Annotated in this window: 16 protein-coding genes; 7 read left to right on the forward strand and 9 right to left on the reverse strand. The window is 76.5% G+C overall.

All coding sequences use genetic code 11. The annotated features are described in order from the left end of the window. The first annotated feature begins 480 nt into the window (after positions 1-480). From ACI79A_RS18325 to ACI79A_RS18335, 3 genes are all read left to right on the forward strand, one after another. Positions 481-1,389: a helix-turn-helix domain-containing protein gene (locus ACI79A_RS18325; RefSeq protein ID WP_457085192.1), complete on the forward strand. Its 909-nt coding sequence runs from the start codon at positions 481-483 to the stop codon at positions 1,387-1,389. A 68-nt stretch (positions 1,390-1,457) separates the two neighbouring features. Beyond that, the gene (locus ACI79A_RS18330; RefSeq protein WP_457085193.1) at positions 1,458-1,781 is read left to right on the forward strand and encodes a hypothetical protein; all 324 of its coding nucleotides are present in this window, start codon (positions 1,458-1,460) and stop codon (positions 1,779-1,781) included. Between the two features lie 113 nt (positions 1,782-1,894). Beyond that, positions 1,895-2,095 (forward strand): hypothetical protein, encoded by a 201-nt coding sequence (locus tag ACI79A_RS18335; protein ID WP_457085194.1) that lies wholly within the window; start codon positions 1,895-1,897, stop codon positions 2,093-2,095. Positions 2,096-2,139: 44 nt separating this feature from the next. On the opposite strand, the gene ACI79A_RS18340 is transcribed toward ACI79A_RS18335, so the two are convergent. Together ACI79A_RS18340 and ACI79A_RS18345 are read right to left on the reverse strand one after the other, a co-directional pair. Beyond that, positions 2,140-3,360, reverse strand: coding sequence for an MFS transporter (locus tag ACI79A_RS18340; protein ID WP_457085195.1), 1,221 nt, complete (start codon positions 3,358-3,360; stop codon positions 2,140-2,142). A gap of 43 nt (positions 3,361-3,403) precedes the next feature. Further along, positions 3,404-4,933: a Mur ligase family protein gene (locus ACI79A_RS18345; RefSeq protein ID WP_457085196.1), complete on the reverse strand. Its 1,530-nt coding sequence runs from the start codon at positions 4,931-4,933 to the stop codon at positions 3,404-3,406. A 108-nt stretch (positions 4,934-5,041) separates the two neighbouring features. Here ACI79A_RS18345 and ACI79A_RS18350 point away from each other — a divergent pair, with 108 nt between their 5' ends. Further along, the gene (locus ACI79A_RS18350) at positions 5,042-5,488 is read left to right on the forward strand and encodes a hypothetical protein (RefSeq protein WP_457085197.1); all 447 of its coding nucleotides are present in this window, start codon (positions 5,042-5,044) and stop codon (positions 5,486-5,488) included. A 4-nt stretch (positions 5,489-5,492) separates the two neighbouring features. On the opposite strand, the gene ACI79A_RS18355 is transcribed toward ACI79A_RS18350, so the two are convergent. Both ACI79A_RS18355 and ACI79A_RS18360 read right to left on the reverse strand, forming a co-directional pair. After that, the gene (locus tag ACI79A_RS18355; RefSeq protein WP_457085198.1) at positions 5,493-6,152 is read right to left on the reverse strand and encodes a cation transporter; all 660 of its coding nucleotides are present in this window, start codon (positions 6,150-6,152) and stop codon (positions 5,493-5,495) included. Continuing rightward, on the reverse strand, positions 6,149-6,553 hold the full coding sequence (locus tag ACI79A_RS18360; RefSeq protein WP_457085199.1) for an ArsR/SmtB family transcription factor: 405 nt from the start codon (positions 6,551-6,553) through the stop codon (positions 6,149-6,151). Before ACI79A_RS18360 ends, ACI79A_RS18355 begins: the two co-directional genes overlap by 4 nt. A gap of 69 nt (positions 6,554-6,622) precedes the next feature. On the opposite strand from ACI79A_RS18360, the gene ACI79A_RS18365 reads away from it, so the two are divergent. After that, entirely contained in the window at positions 6,623-7,495 is an 873-nt protein-coding gene (locus tag ACI79A_RS18365; protein ID WP_457085200.1) for a DUF998 domain-containing protein, read from the forward strand. 28 nt (positions 7,496-7,523) lie between these two features. Here ACI79A_RS18365 and ACI79A_RS18370 read toward each other — a convergent pair whose 3' ends face one another. The 3 genes from ACI79A_RS18370 to ACI79A_RS18380 all read right to left on the reverse strand — a co-directional run bounded on the left by ACI79A_RS18370 (position 7,524) and on the right by ACI79A_RS18380 (position 10,301). After that, entirely contained in the window at positions 7,524-8,279 is a 756-nt protein-coding gene (locus ACI79A_RS18370) for a hypothetical protein (RefSeq protein WP_457085201.1), read from the reverse strand. Positions 8,280-8,307: 28 nt separating this feature from the next. Beyond that, a complete protein-coding gene (locus ACI79A_RS18375) occupies positions 8,308-9,672 on the reverse strand; it encodes a hypothetical protein (protein WP_457085202.1) in 1,365 nt (454 codons plus the stop codon). 269 nt (positions 9,673-9,941) lie between these two features. Continuing rightward, a complete protein-coding gene (locus ACI79A_RS18380) occupies positions 9,942-10,301 on the reverse strand; it encodes an ArsR/SmtB family transcription factor (protein ID WP_457085203.1) in 360 nt (119 codons plus the stop codon). A 96-nt stretch (positions 10,302-10,397) separates the two neighbouring features. Here ACI79A_RS18380 and ACI79A_RS18385 point away from each other — a divergent pair, with 96 nt between their 5' ends. After that, on the forward strand, positions 10,398-11,810 hold the full coding sequence (locus tag ACI79A_RS18385) for an FAD-dependent oxidoreductase (protein ID WP_457085204.1): 1,413 nt from the start codon (positions 10,398-10,400) through the stop codon (positions 11,808-11,810). Between the two features lie 40 nt (positions 11,811-11,850). Then, positions 11,851-12,186 carry a YnfA family protein gene (locus tag ACI79A_RS18390; protein ID WP_457085205.1) on the forward strand — a complete coding sequence of 112 codons (336 nt, stop codon included), beginning with the start codon at positions 11,851-11,853 and terminating at the stop codon, positions 12,184-12,186. Positions 12,187-12,202: 16 nt separating this feature from the next. Here the strand turns inward: ACI79A_RS18390 and ACI79A_RS18395 are convergent, their stop codons facing one another. After that, the gene (locus ACI79A_RS18395) at positions 12,203-12,625 is read right to left on the reverse strand and encodes an arsenate-mycothiol transferase ArsC (protein ID WP_457085206.1); all 423 of its coding nucleotides are present in this window, start codon (positions 12,623-12,625) and stop codon (positions 12,203-12,205) included. Then, entirely contained in the window at positions 12,622-13,035 is a 414-nt protein-coding gene (locus ACI79A_RS18400; protein ID WP_457085207.1) for an arsenate reductase ArsC, read from the reverse strand. The genes ACI79A_RS18395 and ACI79A_RS18400 overlap by 4 nt, the downstream gene beginning before the upstream one ends. Positions 13,036-13,043 lie beyond the last annotated feature (8 nt).

Raw genomic sequence — 13,043 nt, forward strand, 5'->3', positions numbered from 1 at the left:
GAGCGGCCGTGGCCCCGGCGGTCGTGGGCGATCACCCGGTAGCCGTGCTGCAGGAAGAACATCAGCTGGGCGTCCCAGTCGTCGGCCGACAGCGGCCAGCCGTGGCTGAACACGATCGGCTGACCGGTCCCCCAGTCCTTGTAGTAGGTCTCGATGCCGTCGTGGCTCAGGACGGGCATGTCGTCTCCTCCGTCGGTGGTGCCGGTGGGTGCGGGCAGCACGCTAGGGACGACGACGTCGCCGGACTGTGCTGTCGCTGCCCGGTGCTGGCCCCTGCCTGCCGCTCCCATCTCGGGCCGCCCGGGACCCCTGCGCGGACGTGCTCCCGGGGCGTCGTGCCCTGCCCACCCCCGGTGGGCAGAGCATGACCTGCGCGAGTGACCGGGGCGGCGCGGCCGGACCACTTCCCGGCGACCCGGCCACGGCGCAGGATGTCGGTGCCCGCGGCAGCGTCGCCGACCACCCGCACGGGGAGGCGCGATGGTCACGCTCCTGGACAGCCGGCAGTTGACCGGCGCCGACCGCCGGCCGGCCGCCGTGGTCGGCCCACTGGCGGTCAGCCGCCGCCGGGGACCGGCCCACACCCCTCCGGTGCTGTCGCTGCACGTGCAGGAGCGCGGCACCGGCCGGCACGAGCAGGGTGACCGGTGCCGGGCGGTCCCGCCCGGCACCCTGACGATCACCGACGTCACCTCGCCGTACGAGTCTTCCTGGGGTGGCGCCGAGGGCGCGGGCCGGGCGCTGCAGATCCCGGTCGCCCGGCTCGGGCTGCCGCTGGACGTCGTCCGCCGGGCAGCTCCGCACGCCGCGGACAGCCCGCTGTACGACCTGGTCCGGACGCACGTCGACCGGGTGACCCGGAACGCCGACCGGCTGTCCGCCGACCCGGGCTGGCCGACCCTGGCCGCGGCGACCGTCGAGCTCGCCCGGGCGCTGATCGTCTCGGCCGCGGAGTCTGGCGCGACCACCCGGGAGGTCCTCGGGGACACCCTCCTCACGCGGATCCGCATCTGGGTCACCCAGCACCTGACCGACCCCGACCTCGACGCCGCCCGGATCGCCGCCGCGCACGCGATCAGCGTGCGCCAGCTCTACCGGTTGTGCTCCGCGGCCGGGTTCAGCCTGGAGCAGGAGGTCCTCGGCCAGCGCCTGGAGGGTGCCCGGGCCGAGCTGGCGCGCCCCGGCGACCGGGCGATCGCCGCCGTGGCCCGGTCCTGGGGGTTCGGCGACCCGTCGCACTTCAGCCGCCGGTTCCGTGCCCGCTTCGGCATGAGCCCGCGGGAGTGGCGACGGGTGTCGGCCGGTGCCGACGCCGGCCACCCCCGTCCGCGGGCCGGTGCCGGCAACCCGGTTCAGGCGTCGCCCGGGTCACCGTCGCGCGGCACCTGACACGCACGCCGACGCTCCGGTCGAACGTGTGTTCGACGGCGTGAGAGCATCGTCGGGTGGCTGGGGGCATGCACCGGGGGCGACAGGGCGTCGGTTCCCTGGCCGACCGCGCCGCCCGCTCGGGCGTCGCTGCGCCGCCACCTCCACCACCCCCGGCCACCACCCCGCCGCCGGCGGCAGCCGATGCCGGCCGGCCGGCCGGGCAGGGGCACGGGCGGCACTGCTGGGTGCACGACCCGCCCGATGCACCGGGCACCTGGCCGGGCCTGCTGGTCGAGTGGCGGCAGCGGGAGGACGGCTGGCACGGCCGGGTCGCCTACACCGTCGCCGGCGAGCACGGTCCGGTGCTGGTGGAGGCCTGGCTCCCCGCCGAGCAGCTGAAGCGCGGCTGATGCCCGCCAGGACGGGCCGGCCCCACCGGCCCGGTTTGCGGCCCGGGTCCCGCGGGATACCCCACTCCCCGAGCGGTCCGGACCAGCCGGACGCAGGAGAGCGGAGGACGAGGATGACCAGCCCCAGCGACGAGCCGACGCTCGACGACGTCATGGAGACCACCGAGCCGGCCCCGCGGGACCGCAGCGAGCACGCCAAGGACCCGCACCTGTCCGACGAGGCGATGGAGCACCGCACCGAGCTGGAGCGCCAGGCGGTCGGCTCCGACGACGCCGACCCCGCCGGCGCGTACGAGCACAACGCCACCGAGTGAGGCCCTGACACCAGGGGTTGACCCCGGGGCCACCGGCTCCGGGGTCACCCCCCACCCAGTGAGCGGGTGCGGCCCAGCGCCAGGCTCAGCGCCAGCGCCACGAGGGTGCAGCCGCCGGCCAGCAGCGCCACCGGCGGCCATCCGCCGTCCTGCCAAGCCCGCCCGGCGAGGGTGCCGCCCACCGATGAGCCGACGTAGTACCAGAACGAGTACAGCGAGGCCGCCTGCCCGACCGGTCGGCCGCCGCGCTGGGCGCGCGCCGCGACCCAGCCGCTGGCCACGCCGTGCGCGGCGAAGAAGCCGGTGGTCAGCACGCAGAGCCCGAGCACGACGCACCACAGCGGCGTCGGGACGGTGAGCGCGATGCCCGCCCCCATGACCGCCACGGCCCCCGGCACCACCACCCGCCGTCCGTGCCGGTCGGCGAGCCAGCCGGCCACCGGCGAGCTGGCCGAGCCGAGCAGGTAGGCGAGGAACACCAGGCCGGCGATCGCCGGGGACAGCGAGTACGGCGCCGACTCCAGCCGGAAGGTGCCGGCGTTGTAAACGGCGACGAAGCCGCCCATCAGCAGCGCCGCCACCCCGTAGAGCGCCAGCAGCGCCGGGTCGGTGAACGCCGCGGTGAGCTGCCGGGCCAGCCGGCCCTCCCGGGCCAGCGGGACGAAGCGCCGGGACGGGGGCAGCAGCAGCCGGACGGCGACCGCGCACCCCACCGCCAGCACGGCGACGCCCGCCAGCGCCGCCCGCCAGCCGCCGAGCTCGGTGAGCAGGCCGGTGAGCAGCCGGCCGGAGAGCCCGCCGATCGCGGTGCCGCTGACGTAGAGCCCGATCGCCCGGCCGCTGACCGAGGTGTGCAGCTCCTCCCGCAGGTAGGCGACGGCGACGGCGGGCAGCCCCGCGAGGGCGAACCCCTGCAGGCCGCGCAGCACCAGCAGCACCCACCAGGCCGGTGCGAACACGGTGAGCACCGAGAGCACGGCCGTGGCGGTCAGGCAGGCGTGCAGCACCGGGGTCCGCCCACGCCGGTCGGAGACGGGCCCGAGCACCAGCAGCCCCACCGCCAGCGCCCCGGTGCTGACCGAGATCGCCAGGGTCGAGGCGGCCGGGGAGACCCCGAGGGCACGGGTGAGCTCCGGCAGCAGGGTCTGCGGCGCGTACAGGGTGGCGAAGACCGCGAGGCCGGCCAGGAAGACCGCGGCGGCGGCGCGGCGGAAGCCCGGCTCACCGACCCGGTGGCCCGCCCACTGCTCCCCCGCTGCCGTCACGGTGCCGAGCCTGCCGGTGCGGGCGGGGGCACCGCGTGCCGGGTCAGCCGGCCCGCTCGGCCACCAGCTCGTCCACGAGGTCGTCCACCAGGTCGTCGAGGGCCGCGCGGGCCACCTCGGCGTCGTCGAAGCGCACCGGGTCACCGTCGTCGGTCATCGTCGTCTCGTGCCCCCGGCCGACGACCAGCACCACGTCGGCCCGCCCGGCCGCCTGCACGGCGGCGGTGATCGCCTCCCCGCGGTCCAGCACGGTCCGCACCACCGCGGCCCCGCCGAGGAGGCCGACCCGGAGCTCGTCGACGATCGCCTGCGGCCGCTCGCCGTGGCTGCCCTCGTTCGTCAGCCACACCTCGTCGGCTGCCCGCGCCGCGACGCCGAGCCCCTGCCGCTTGTACCGGTCCCGGCGGCCCCGGGCGCCGAGCACCAGGTGCACCCGGCCGCCGGGGCCGCGCAGCCCGCGGGCGGTCCGCAGCGCGGCGGCCAGCGCCCCGGGCGTGTGCGCGTAGTCCACGACGACCAGCGGCCCCGCTGCTCCGCGCAGCAGCGTGTTGCGCCCGGCGGGCGGCGCGGTGCCGGCGATCCCGGCGGCGACCGTCCCGGGGTCCAGCCCCAGGGAACGGCCGGTCGCCCAGGCCGCGGCGATGTTCCCGACGTGCACCTGGCCGACCAGCGGCGAGCGCACCCGGTGCAGGCCGCCGTCGTCGGCGACCAGCAGCGCAGTGCCCGCGGGCCCGGTCCGCCACCGCAGCACCCGGACGTCGGCGGGCACCTCCGCGGTGGTCGCCACGCGGGTCACCGGCACCTCGGTCTGATCGGCCAGCCGCCGTCCCCACGGGTCGTCGACGACCACGACGGCGCTGTCGGCGCGCTCCGGGCGGAACAGCAGCGCCTTGCTGGCCCAGTACTGCTCGAGGGTGCCGTGGTGGTCGAGGTGGTCCTCCTCGAAGCCGGTGAAGACGGCGACCTGCACGTGCACGCTGTCGACCCGGCCGACGTCCAGCGCGATCGAGGACGCCTCGACCACGGCGCTCGTGGCGCCCTCGTCGCGCATCCAGCGCAGCAGCGCGTGCAGCTCCGGCGCCTCCGGCGTGGTCAGCCGGGTGCTGCGCTGCTCGGTGCCGACCCGCGCACCCAGGGTGGTGACGACGCCGGCGCACTCCCCGGCTGCGCCCAGCACCCCGCGCACCAGGGTGCTCGTCGTCGTCTTGCCGTTGCTGCCGGTGACCCCGACCAGCCGGAGCTCGTCGGCCGGGTCGCCGGCCAGCAGGGCACCCAGCGGGCCGAGCAGCGGGCGCACCGCGGGCACCACCAGCTGGGGCAGGTCGACCGGGACCGGGTGGTCGACGAGCAGGGCCGCGGCGCCGGCGTCCCGCACCGCGCCCGCGAACCGGTGACCGTCGGTGCGGCCGCCGCGGACGCAGGCGAAGAGCGCGCCCTGGGTGACGGCCCGGGAGTCGGTCACCAGTCCGCGCAGCGGCAGGTCGTCGCGGCCACCCTCGCGGCGCACCGACCCAGCGGTCAGGCCGCTCGCGCGGTGTTCGACGGCGGACCAGGGGACCACGGGGAGCGGCACGCCCCGAACGCTAAGCGGAACCCGCCGGTCCGGCAGTTCGAGATCGGATGGCCCACCACCGACCGGACTCGGACGGCGCCGCACCGCCACGCCTGGTTGGCTCGCCGGGTGCCCTCCGCCGCACCTCGCCTCGTCCCCTCCGACATCGGCGCCTGGCTGCTCAAGAGCAGCCACCCGGCCGACGCCGTCGCCCCCGGCTGGGCACCGGGTGGGGCGGTGACCGTCGACCGGTGCGTGCGCCGGTCCTACCGGCTGGCCCTGCTGCGTCCCGGACAGCCGTGCGTGCTGTGGGTCAGCGGCCGGGAGCGGCCGGGCGTGCACGCGCTGGGCGCGATCGCCGCCGCTCCGGAGGAGGACCCGGAGCGCGGGCCCGTCGTCCGGGTGCACTGGCGGCGGCTGACCGAGCCGGTGGGCCGGGCCGAGCTGGTCGCCGATGGCACCTTCGCCACCGCCGAGGTCGTGCGGATGCCGGCCGGCAGCAACCCGTCCTGGCTGTCGGCCGGCCAGTACGCCGCCCTGCTGACCCGGGTCGAGCCTGGCGACCGGCCGGCCTGAGGGGTCAGTCGCAGCAGGAGCAGCCGTCGCCGGCGTCGGCCGGCGGAACGAGCGCGGGGCCGCAGCAGGCGTCCCCCCGCCAGGCCTCCCGCCCCTCGTGCACCGCGACGGCCGCGATCACCAGTGCCGCCAGCGGATCGGCCCACCACCAACCCAGCGTGCTGTTGAGCAGCAGCCCGGCCAGGAGCACCGCGGACAGGTAGGTGCACAGCAGGGTCTGGCGGGAGTCGGCCACCGCCGACGCCGAGCCCAGCGCCCGCCCGGTGCGCCGCTGCGCGAGGGCGAGCAGTGGCATCACCGCCAGGCTGAGCGCGGCCAGCACCAGCCCGACCGTCGAGTGGCGCGGCTCGGCCCCGCCCAGGAGCAGCCGCAGCGCCTCAGCGGTGACCACGGCGGCCAGCGCGAAGAACGCGACCGCGATGATCCGCAGCGCCACCCTTTCCCGCGCCTCGGGGTCCCGGCCGGCGAACTGCCAGGCCACCGCCGCCGCCGAGGAGACCTCGACGACCGAGTCCAGGCCGAAGCCGATCAGCGCGGCACTGGAGGCCCCGACGCCGGCGCTGATCGCCACCACCGCCTCGACCACGTTCCAGCTGATCGTGGCGGCGACCAGCAGCCGCACCCGGCGGACCAGCACCGCCCGGTCCGCAGCGACGGCGCTCACCGGCCGACCTCCTCGGGAGCGCCGGCCTCCTGGGGCACCCCGACCAGCGCGGTCAGCAACGCCGTGCCGGCCGGGGTGAGCCGGTACATCGCCAGCTTGCCGTCCCGCCGGGCGTCGGCGAGGCCGGCGGCCCGCAGCCGGCGCAGGTGGTGGGACACCAGGTTCTGCGCCAGCTCGGTGACCCAGGCCAGGTCGCAGACGCACAGCTCGCCGCCGGCCGCCAGCGCCGCGGCCACCCGCAGGCGCGTCGGGTCGGCCAGCGCCTTCGCCCGTTCCGCGGCCGACGTCGACCCGTCGGCGGGAAGCAGGCGGGCGCGCACCTCCTCGGCGTGCGGCAGGTCCAGGCACAGCAGGTCGCAGGCGTCGTCCATCGGGTTCCCCTCGTCGTCCGAACGTCTCAACGGATGTAAGGATGACATGACCGGACCGTGGTGCACCACGCACAGGCCGGGCTGGGACCATGGCTTCCCGTGACGGACAGTCGGTACCGCTGGGGCGGGGTGGCCTGGGTGCTCACCCTGCAGTTCTTCGTCGTCGAGGCGATCGCCGCCGCCCGGTACGGCGGCTACTCCTACTCCCGGGACGTGATCAGCGACCTGGGCGCCGGCGACTCCCCCGCCCGGCTGCTGATGAACGGCTCCTTCGTGCTGCAGGGCCTGCTGATCACCGCCGGCGCCCTGCTCCTCGGCCCCGGCCTCGCCGGGCTCGGCGGCCGGCTGGCCCGGGTGCTGCTCACCGTCGCCGGCCTGGGCGTGCTGCTCGTCGGGCTCTTCCCCGCCGACTCGGTGGCAGCGGTGCACGAGGTCGCGGCGGCAGCCCACTTCCTGGGCGGCGGGATCGGCCTCATCGCCCTGGCCTACGGCGTGCGCCCCCGGTCCGAGGCACTGGGCACGACCCTGGCGGTCCTGGGCCTGGTCGGCGTCATCGGCACGATCTTCTTCGGCGCCGCGGTCTTCCTCTTCCTCGGCGAGGGCGGGATGGAGCGGGTCGCGGCCTACGTGATCCCGATCGGGCTCACCGTCGCCGGGATCGCGCTGTGGCGGCAGAAGGACGGCTGGTGGCAGCTCACCAACCCCGACGGCTCGCCGTCGCGCCGGCAGCTGCGGGAGGACGCACGGCTGGCGCGCGCCCAGCGGGCGGCCGAGCGGGACGCCGCCCTGGAGGCGGCGGCCCAGCGGGGCGCCCAGCCGTCCACGACCCGGTCCTCCACGAATCAGCAGGCCTCGACCCCGCAGCCTGCGACCCAGCCGCCCGCGACGACGACCGGTGCGACCGCCGCCGGGCCGGCCGACGACGAGCCCGACGACTTCGACCCCGAGGACCCCTGGGCGCCCCGCCGCTGACCTACGTCAGCGGCGGGCCGCCCCGGGCTCAGCCGCAGTCGCGGAGCCGGTAGAGCGAGGCGTCGTCGGCGCCCGCCACGAGGTCGGCGTACTCGGCCAGGGCAGGGCTCCACGCCTCCCGGTGGTCGACGTACAGCCACTCGACGCCCTCCCCCCGCAGCACCTCGCAGTCCTGCGGGTTCGGGGCGGCGATGAAGCCGTCGTTGGCGCGGAGCAGCTCGGGGTCCCAGTAGGGCTCGCGGTTGTCGTTCCCCGCCGAGGTCCAGGTGTAGTCGTAGGACCAGCCCTCGACCAGGACCCGACGCTCGGCGAAGGCGGCGACGGTGAACCACCGCGGGTCACAGCCCGCCGCGACGTCCCCGCCGAGGCAGTGCTTGTTGGTCGCCACCAGGTCGTCGTGGTCGGACTGCGCCCGCAGCTCGGCCAGGACCTCCAGCTGGCCGTCGCTCACCGTCCCGTCGGTCGCGGCCGGCAGCACCACGACCGACGGGTGCACGACCTCGGGGAGGGCCCAGGGCTGCAGGGCCACCACCAGCACCGGGAGCACGCCGGCGAGCACCCCCAGGCGACCGTGCCGGCGCGCGAGCGCGACGCACACCGCTCCCAGCGCCAGCAGGACGAGCGCGACGCCCACCGCGGCGCGCACCGGCCAGGACGACACCGGCACCACGTCCGGCGGCTGGAGCACCAGCTGGGTGGCGACGACGGCGGCGGCGACCGGGAGCAGCACGACCGCCCCGAGGGCTCGCACCACCCCGGCCAGCAGGACGGCCAGGCCGACCACCAGGAAGGGCCAGCAGGCGTGGAAGAAGTCAGGCGTGGAAGAAGTAGAGCTGGGAGAAGGCCGGGTGGCCGAAGAGGACGAGGCCCGCCAGCCCCGCCAGCGCCCCACCGATCAGCACCGGCCGCGCGACGGCGGCCGCCGGGGTCCACCGGCCGAGCAGCAGGAGGGAGGCGGTCATCGCCAGCGTCACGGCGATGGTCGCCAGCTGCAGCGGCATGGCGCCGTGCGCGCCCGCGTACCACTCCGGGAGGAACGTCAGCGGGTCGACGCGGAAGCTCCCGGAGGAGCGGGTGACCCCGACGGTGGCCGCGACGATCGCGACCCCGATGCCCACGGCCGACGCGGTGAGCAGCCGCCGGCGTTCCGGGTCGCGCAGCCCGCACAGCCAGACCAGGCCGGCGGCGCCCGCGATCGGCACGACCGCTCCACCGCGGCCACCGGCCGCGGCGAAGGTCAGGACGCACAGGAGCAGCACCGACCCGAGCTGCGCGGTCCGCCGACCGTCGGTGCCCCGCGCCTGGGTCACCAGCAGGACGATCACGGCGAGGACGAGGGCGTTCGTGGAGTCCCGGTTGATCAGGACCCAGCCCGGGGTCTGCTGCACCTGCTCGACGGCGGCGAACACGGGGCCGCGCAGGACGGCGAACAGCACCGGCGCGAGGGCCGCGGCCAGCCGGCTCCTGCTGACCACCCAGGTCGCGGCGGCCAGCGCCACCGGCACGACGACGGCCAGCAGCGTCGGCCCGATGGCGAGCACGAGCTGGGCCGCGGTCGCGCCGGTCAGGTTGCCCAGGAAGGCAAGGGTGCCGAAGAAGAGCCAGGAGTACCCGATCGCGACGTCCGGGATCCACGGGTACACCTCGGGCGCCCGGTCGAGCCCCTCGGCGGTGAGCGCGATGTGCCAGCTGACGTCCACGTAGTACTGGCGGAAGGGCCCTGCACCCGCGGTCGGACCGATCCGGTCGGCCAGGGCGGGGACGGTGACCAGCCAGGCGACGGCGAGCCCCCACAGGACGGGGCCGTACCGGCCGGCGCGCTCCCGCCAGTTCACCTCCGTCCGCGGCCGCCAGCCCGTGCGCGCGGCCGGCAACAGCCAGACGACGGCGGGGAGGGCCGCGGCCGGCCACCGGAAGACGAACCAGCCGACCACGCCGGACAGCCACACGGCTATGCCGGCGACGGCCAGGCCGGTGACCGCGCCGACGAGCAGCCGGACCAGCGGACCGCTCCGCGGCAGGGCGATCGCGGCGATGCCGCCGTGCACCGCGGTCAGGACGACGACGGCGAGCACGGCCCGGACCGTGGTCGCCCAGCCCACCTCGGCGGTGAGCAGCGAGGCGAGGGCGGCGAGAGCGACCGCGGCCGCGACGGCGCCCAGCAGGCCGGCCAGCACGCGGAGGCCCGGGGTCTGCGCACCGGGGGCGATGGGGCTCCCGGCCGGCCGCTTCGGCGTCGTGTCGGGGGTAACGGACGTCCTCGGCGCGTGGCCGGGGCGTGACTGGGTGCGCCGGCAACCGTGCCGACCGTGATGATGGTCAGGCCCGCCCGCCGGATGCGGAAGCCCTCTGCCGGGATCGTCGCGGACGGCGCACCCCGCCGACCACACCCGTCACTCTCCGCCCCACCGACCCCACCCGGACAGTCCCGAGCACCTGGTCCCGGTCACCGGCAGCAGGCGTCGGCACCCTCGGGCGTCAGCGCAGCCAGCGTGGCCAGGGCCTTCACCGGGCCGGCGAGGGCCTCGCAGCAGAGCGCGTAGACGTTGCTGCGGCCCTTCGGCGTGATCGTGACCAGCCCCTGCTCGCGCAGCGGCGCCAGGTGGTGGCTGACCAGCGTCTGGCTCATCCCGGTGGCGTCGGTCAGCTCCCGGACGGTGCGCGGGCCCTCGGCGAGCAGCAGCAGCAGGTGCAGCCGGTTCGGGTCGCCGAGCGCCTTCAGCTGCGGCGCGAGCAGCCGGGCGCGGTCGGCGGGCGAGGTCTGCTCGTCGACGTCGAGGAGGCGCACGTCCAGGTCCTGCGGCATGCCCGCGAGTGTGCCACATCGGCGTTGTTATCAACAGTACTCGCTGTTAACGTGCCTCGACGTTGGGACATCGACGAGCGAGGACGTGACGCACAGATGAGCGCACACACCACGGACGACCTGCCGGTCGTGGTCATCGGCGCCGGGCCCGTGGGCCTGGCCGCCGCCGCACACCTGCTCGAGCGGGGCCTGGAGCCGCTGGTGCTCGAGGCCGGGGACCGGGTGGGGGCCGCGGTGCGCGCCTGGGGGCACGTCCGGCTGTTCTCCCCGTGGGAGTACGACGTCGACGCCGCCGCCGTCCGGCTGCTCGAGCCGACCGGCTGGGAGTCCCCCGACCGCGCCGAGCTGCCGACCGGCGCCGAGCTGGTCGAGCGCTACCTGGCCCCGCTGGCCGCCACCCCGCAGCTGGCCGGCCGGATCCGCACCGGCGCCCGGGCGGTCGCGGTGAGCCGGGTCGGGGTGGACAAGACGCGCACCGTCGGCCGGGAGGGCCGGGCGTACCTCGTGCGGGTCGTCGCGGACGGGCAGGTCCAGGACCTGACCGCGCGGGCCGTCATCGACGCCTCGGGCACCTGGGGTCAGCCCAACCCGCTGGGCGCCGCCGGCCTGCCGGCGGTCGGCGAGGAGCAGGCCGGCGACTGGCTGGTCGGCCCGCTGCCCGACGTGCTGGGCACCGACCGGCCCCGGTTCGCCGGCAAGCACACCCTGGTGGTCGGCATGGGCCACTCCGCGGCCAACACCCTGCTGGCCCTGGTGGAGCTGCAGCGCAGCGAGCCCGGCACCCGGATCAGCTGGGCCATCCGCGGCCGCTCCCCCGCCCGGCTGTACGGCGGCGGCGACGCCGACGGTCTGCCGGCCCGCGGCCTGCTGGGGTCGACGCTGAAGGCCGCCGTCCAGGCCGGGTGCGTCGAGCTGCACCGCGAGGTCACGCTGACCGGCCTGGCCCCCGGCGGCGACGGCCGGCTCCGGGTGACCGGCACCGGCCGGGACGGCGCGACGGTCGACCTCCAGGTCGACGCGCTGGCCGCCGCCACCGGCTTCCGCCCCGACCTGGATCTGCTGCGCGAGGTCCGCCTGTCGCTGGACCCGGCCGTGGAGGCACCGGCCCGGCTGGCGCCGCTGATCGACCCGAACTTCCACTCCTGCGGCACGGTGCCCCCGCACGGGCACCGCGACCTCGCGCACCCCGACGAGGGCTTCTACCTGGTGGGCATGAAGTCCTACGGCCGGGCGCCGACGTTCCTGCTGGCCACCGGCTACGAGCAGGTGCGCTCGGTCGCCGCCGCGCTGGCCGGCGACACCGAGGCCGCCGACGCCGTGCAGCTGCACCTGCCCGCCACCGGGGTGTGCAGCACCGACCTGGGCGCCCGGGAGGAGACCGAGACCGCCGGCGCCGGCTTCGCCACCGGCAGCGCGCACGGGTGGTCGGCGGAGGAGGTAGAGCCGGCGAGCTGCTGCGGTCCGGCTCCGCAGCCGGTGACCATCGGGGCCTCCGCCTCGGACACCTGACCGGCCGGCAGGTGGGGCGGCTCCTGGCAGGCTGTCCGCCGTGACGGTCACCCGCTCCCTGCTGCTGTTCCTGCTGGCCGCGGTCGCCGAGATCGGTGGGGCGTGGCTGGTCTGGCAGGGGGTGCGCGAGCACCGCGGCTGGCTGTGGATCGGGGCCGGGGTGCTCGCGCTGGGCGCCTACGGGTTCGTCGCGACCCTGCAGCCCGACGCGAACTTCGGCCGGATCCTGGCCGCCTACGGCGGGGTGTTCGTCGCGGGCAGCCTGGCCTGGGGCATGGTCGTCGACGGCTTCCGGCCCGACCGCTACGACGTCCTCGGTGCGCTCGTCTGCCTGGTCGGCGTCGCCGTCATCATGTACGCCCCACGGGCGGGGTGACTGCGGCCCGGCGCACTCACCGCCCGGGGGGCACCCCGAGCTCGCCGGCCAGGACGCGCACCCGCGCGGCGATGTCGTCGCGGACCAGGCGCATCCGGGCCATCCCCTCGATGCCGCGCTCGGACGGCTCGTCGGTGTCCCAGGTCTCGACCCGGGTGCCCCCCACCGGCTCCACCCGGGCCTCCCGGCCGAGGACGACCACCACGTCGGCGTCCCGCACCAGCTGCTCGGTGATCGGCTTCGGCACCTGGTCGGAGATGTCGATGCCCAGCTCGGCCAGCGACCGGGCGGCCTGCTCGTTCACCGCCTCTCCCGGAGCCGTTCCGGCGGAGCGCACCTCGACGGCGTCCCCGGCCAGGTCGGTCATCAGGCCGGCAGCGAGCTGGGACTTGCCGGCGTTGTGCACGCAGACGAACAGGACCGACGGCGTGCCGGTCACCGCGCGACCGGCACCTGGAGCTCGGTGAGCAGGCCACGGATGCGCGTCTCGATCTCGTCCCGGATCGGGCGCACGGACTCCACGCCCTTGCCCGCGGGGTCCTCCAGCGCCCAGTCCAGGTAGCGCTTCCCGGGGAAGATCGGGCAGGCGTCGCCGCAGCCCATGGTGATCACGACGTCGGAGGCCTCGACGGCGTCGGTGGTGAGCACCTTGGGTCGCTGGTCGGAGATGTCGATGCCCACCTCGGCCATCGCCGCGACCGCGGACGGGTTCACCTGGTCGCCGGGCACCGAGCCGGCGGAGCGCACCTCGACGGCGTCGCCGGCGAGGTGGCGCAGCCAGCCGGCGGCCATCTGGGAGCGACCGGCGTTGTGCACGCAGACGAACAGGACGCTGGGACGGTCACTCACGGGGATCT

Source organism: Modestobacter sp. SYSU DS0657, from assembly GCF_054050925.1.

Excerpts from the sequence above, each read along its gene's own strand:
- ACI79A_RS18330 (WP_457085193.1), top strand. The coding sequence starts at position 1,458 with ATGCACCGGGGGCGACAGGGCGTCGGTTCCCTGGCCGACCGCGCCGCC.
- ACI79A_RS18325 (WP_457085192.1), top strand. The coding sequence starts at position 481 with ATGGTCACGCTCCTGGACAGCCGGCAGTTGACCGGCGCCGACCGCCGG.
- ACI79A_RS18385 (WP_457085204.1), top strand. The coding sequence starts at position 10,398 with ATGAGCGCACACACCACGGACGACCTGCCGGTCGTGGTCATCGGCGCC.
- ACI79A_RS18380 (WP_457085203.1), bottom strand. The coding sequence starts at position 10,301 with ATGCCGCAGGACCTGGACGTGCGCCTCCTCGACGTCGACGAGCAGACC.
- ACI79A_RS18335 (WP_457085194.1), top strand. The coding sequence starts at position 1,895 with ATGACCAGCCCCAGCGACGAGCCGACGCTCGACGACGTCATGGAGACC.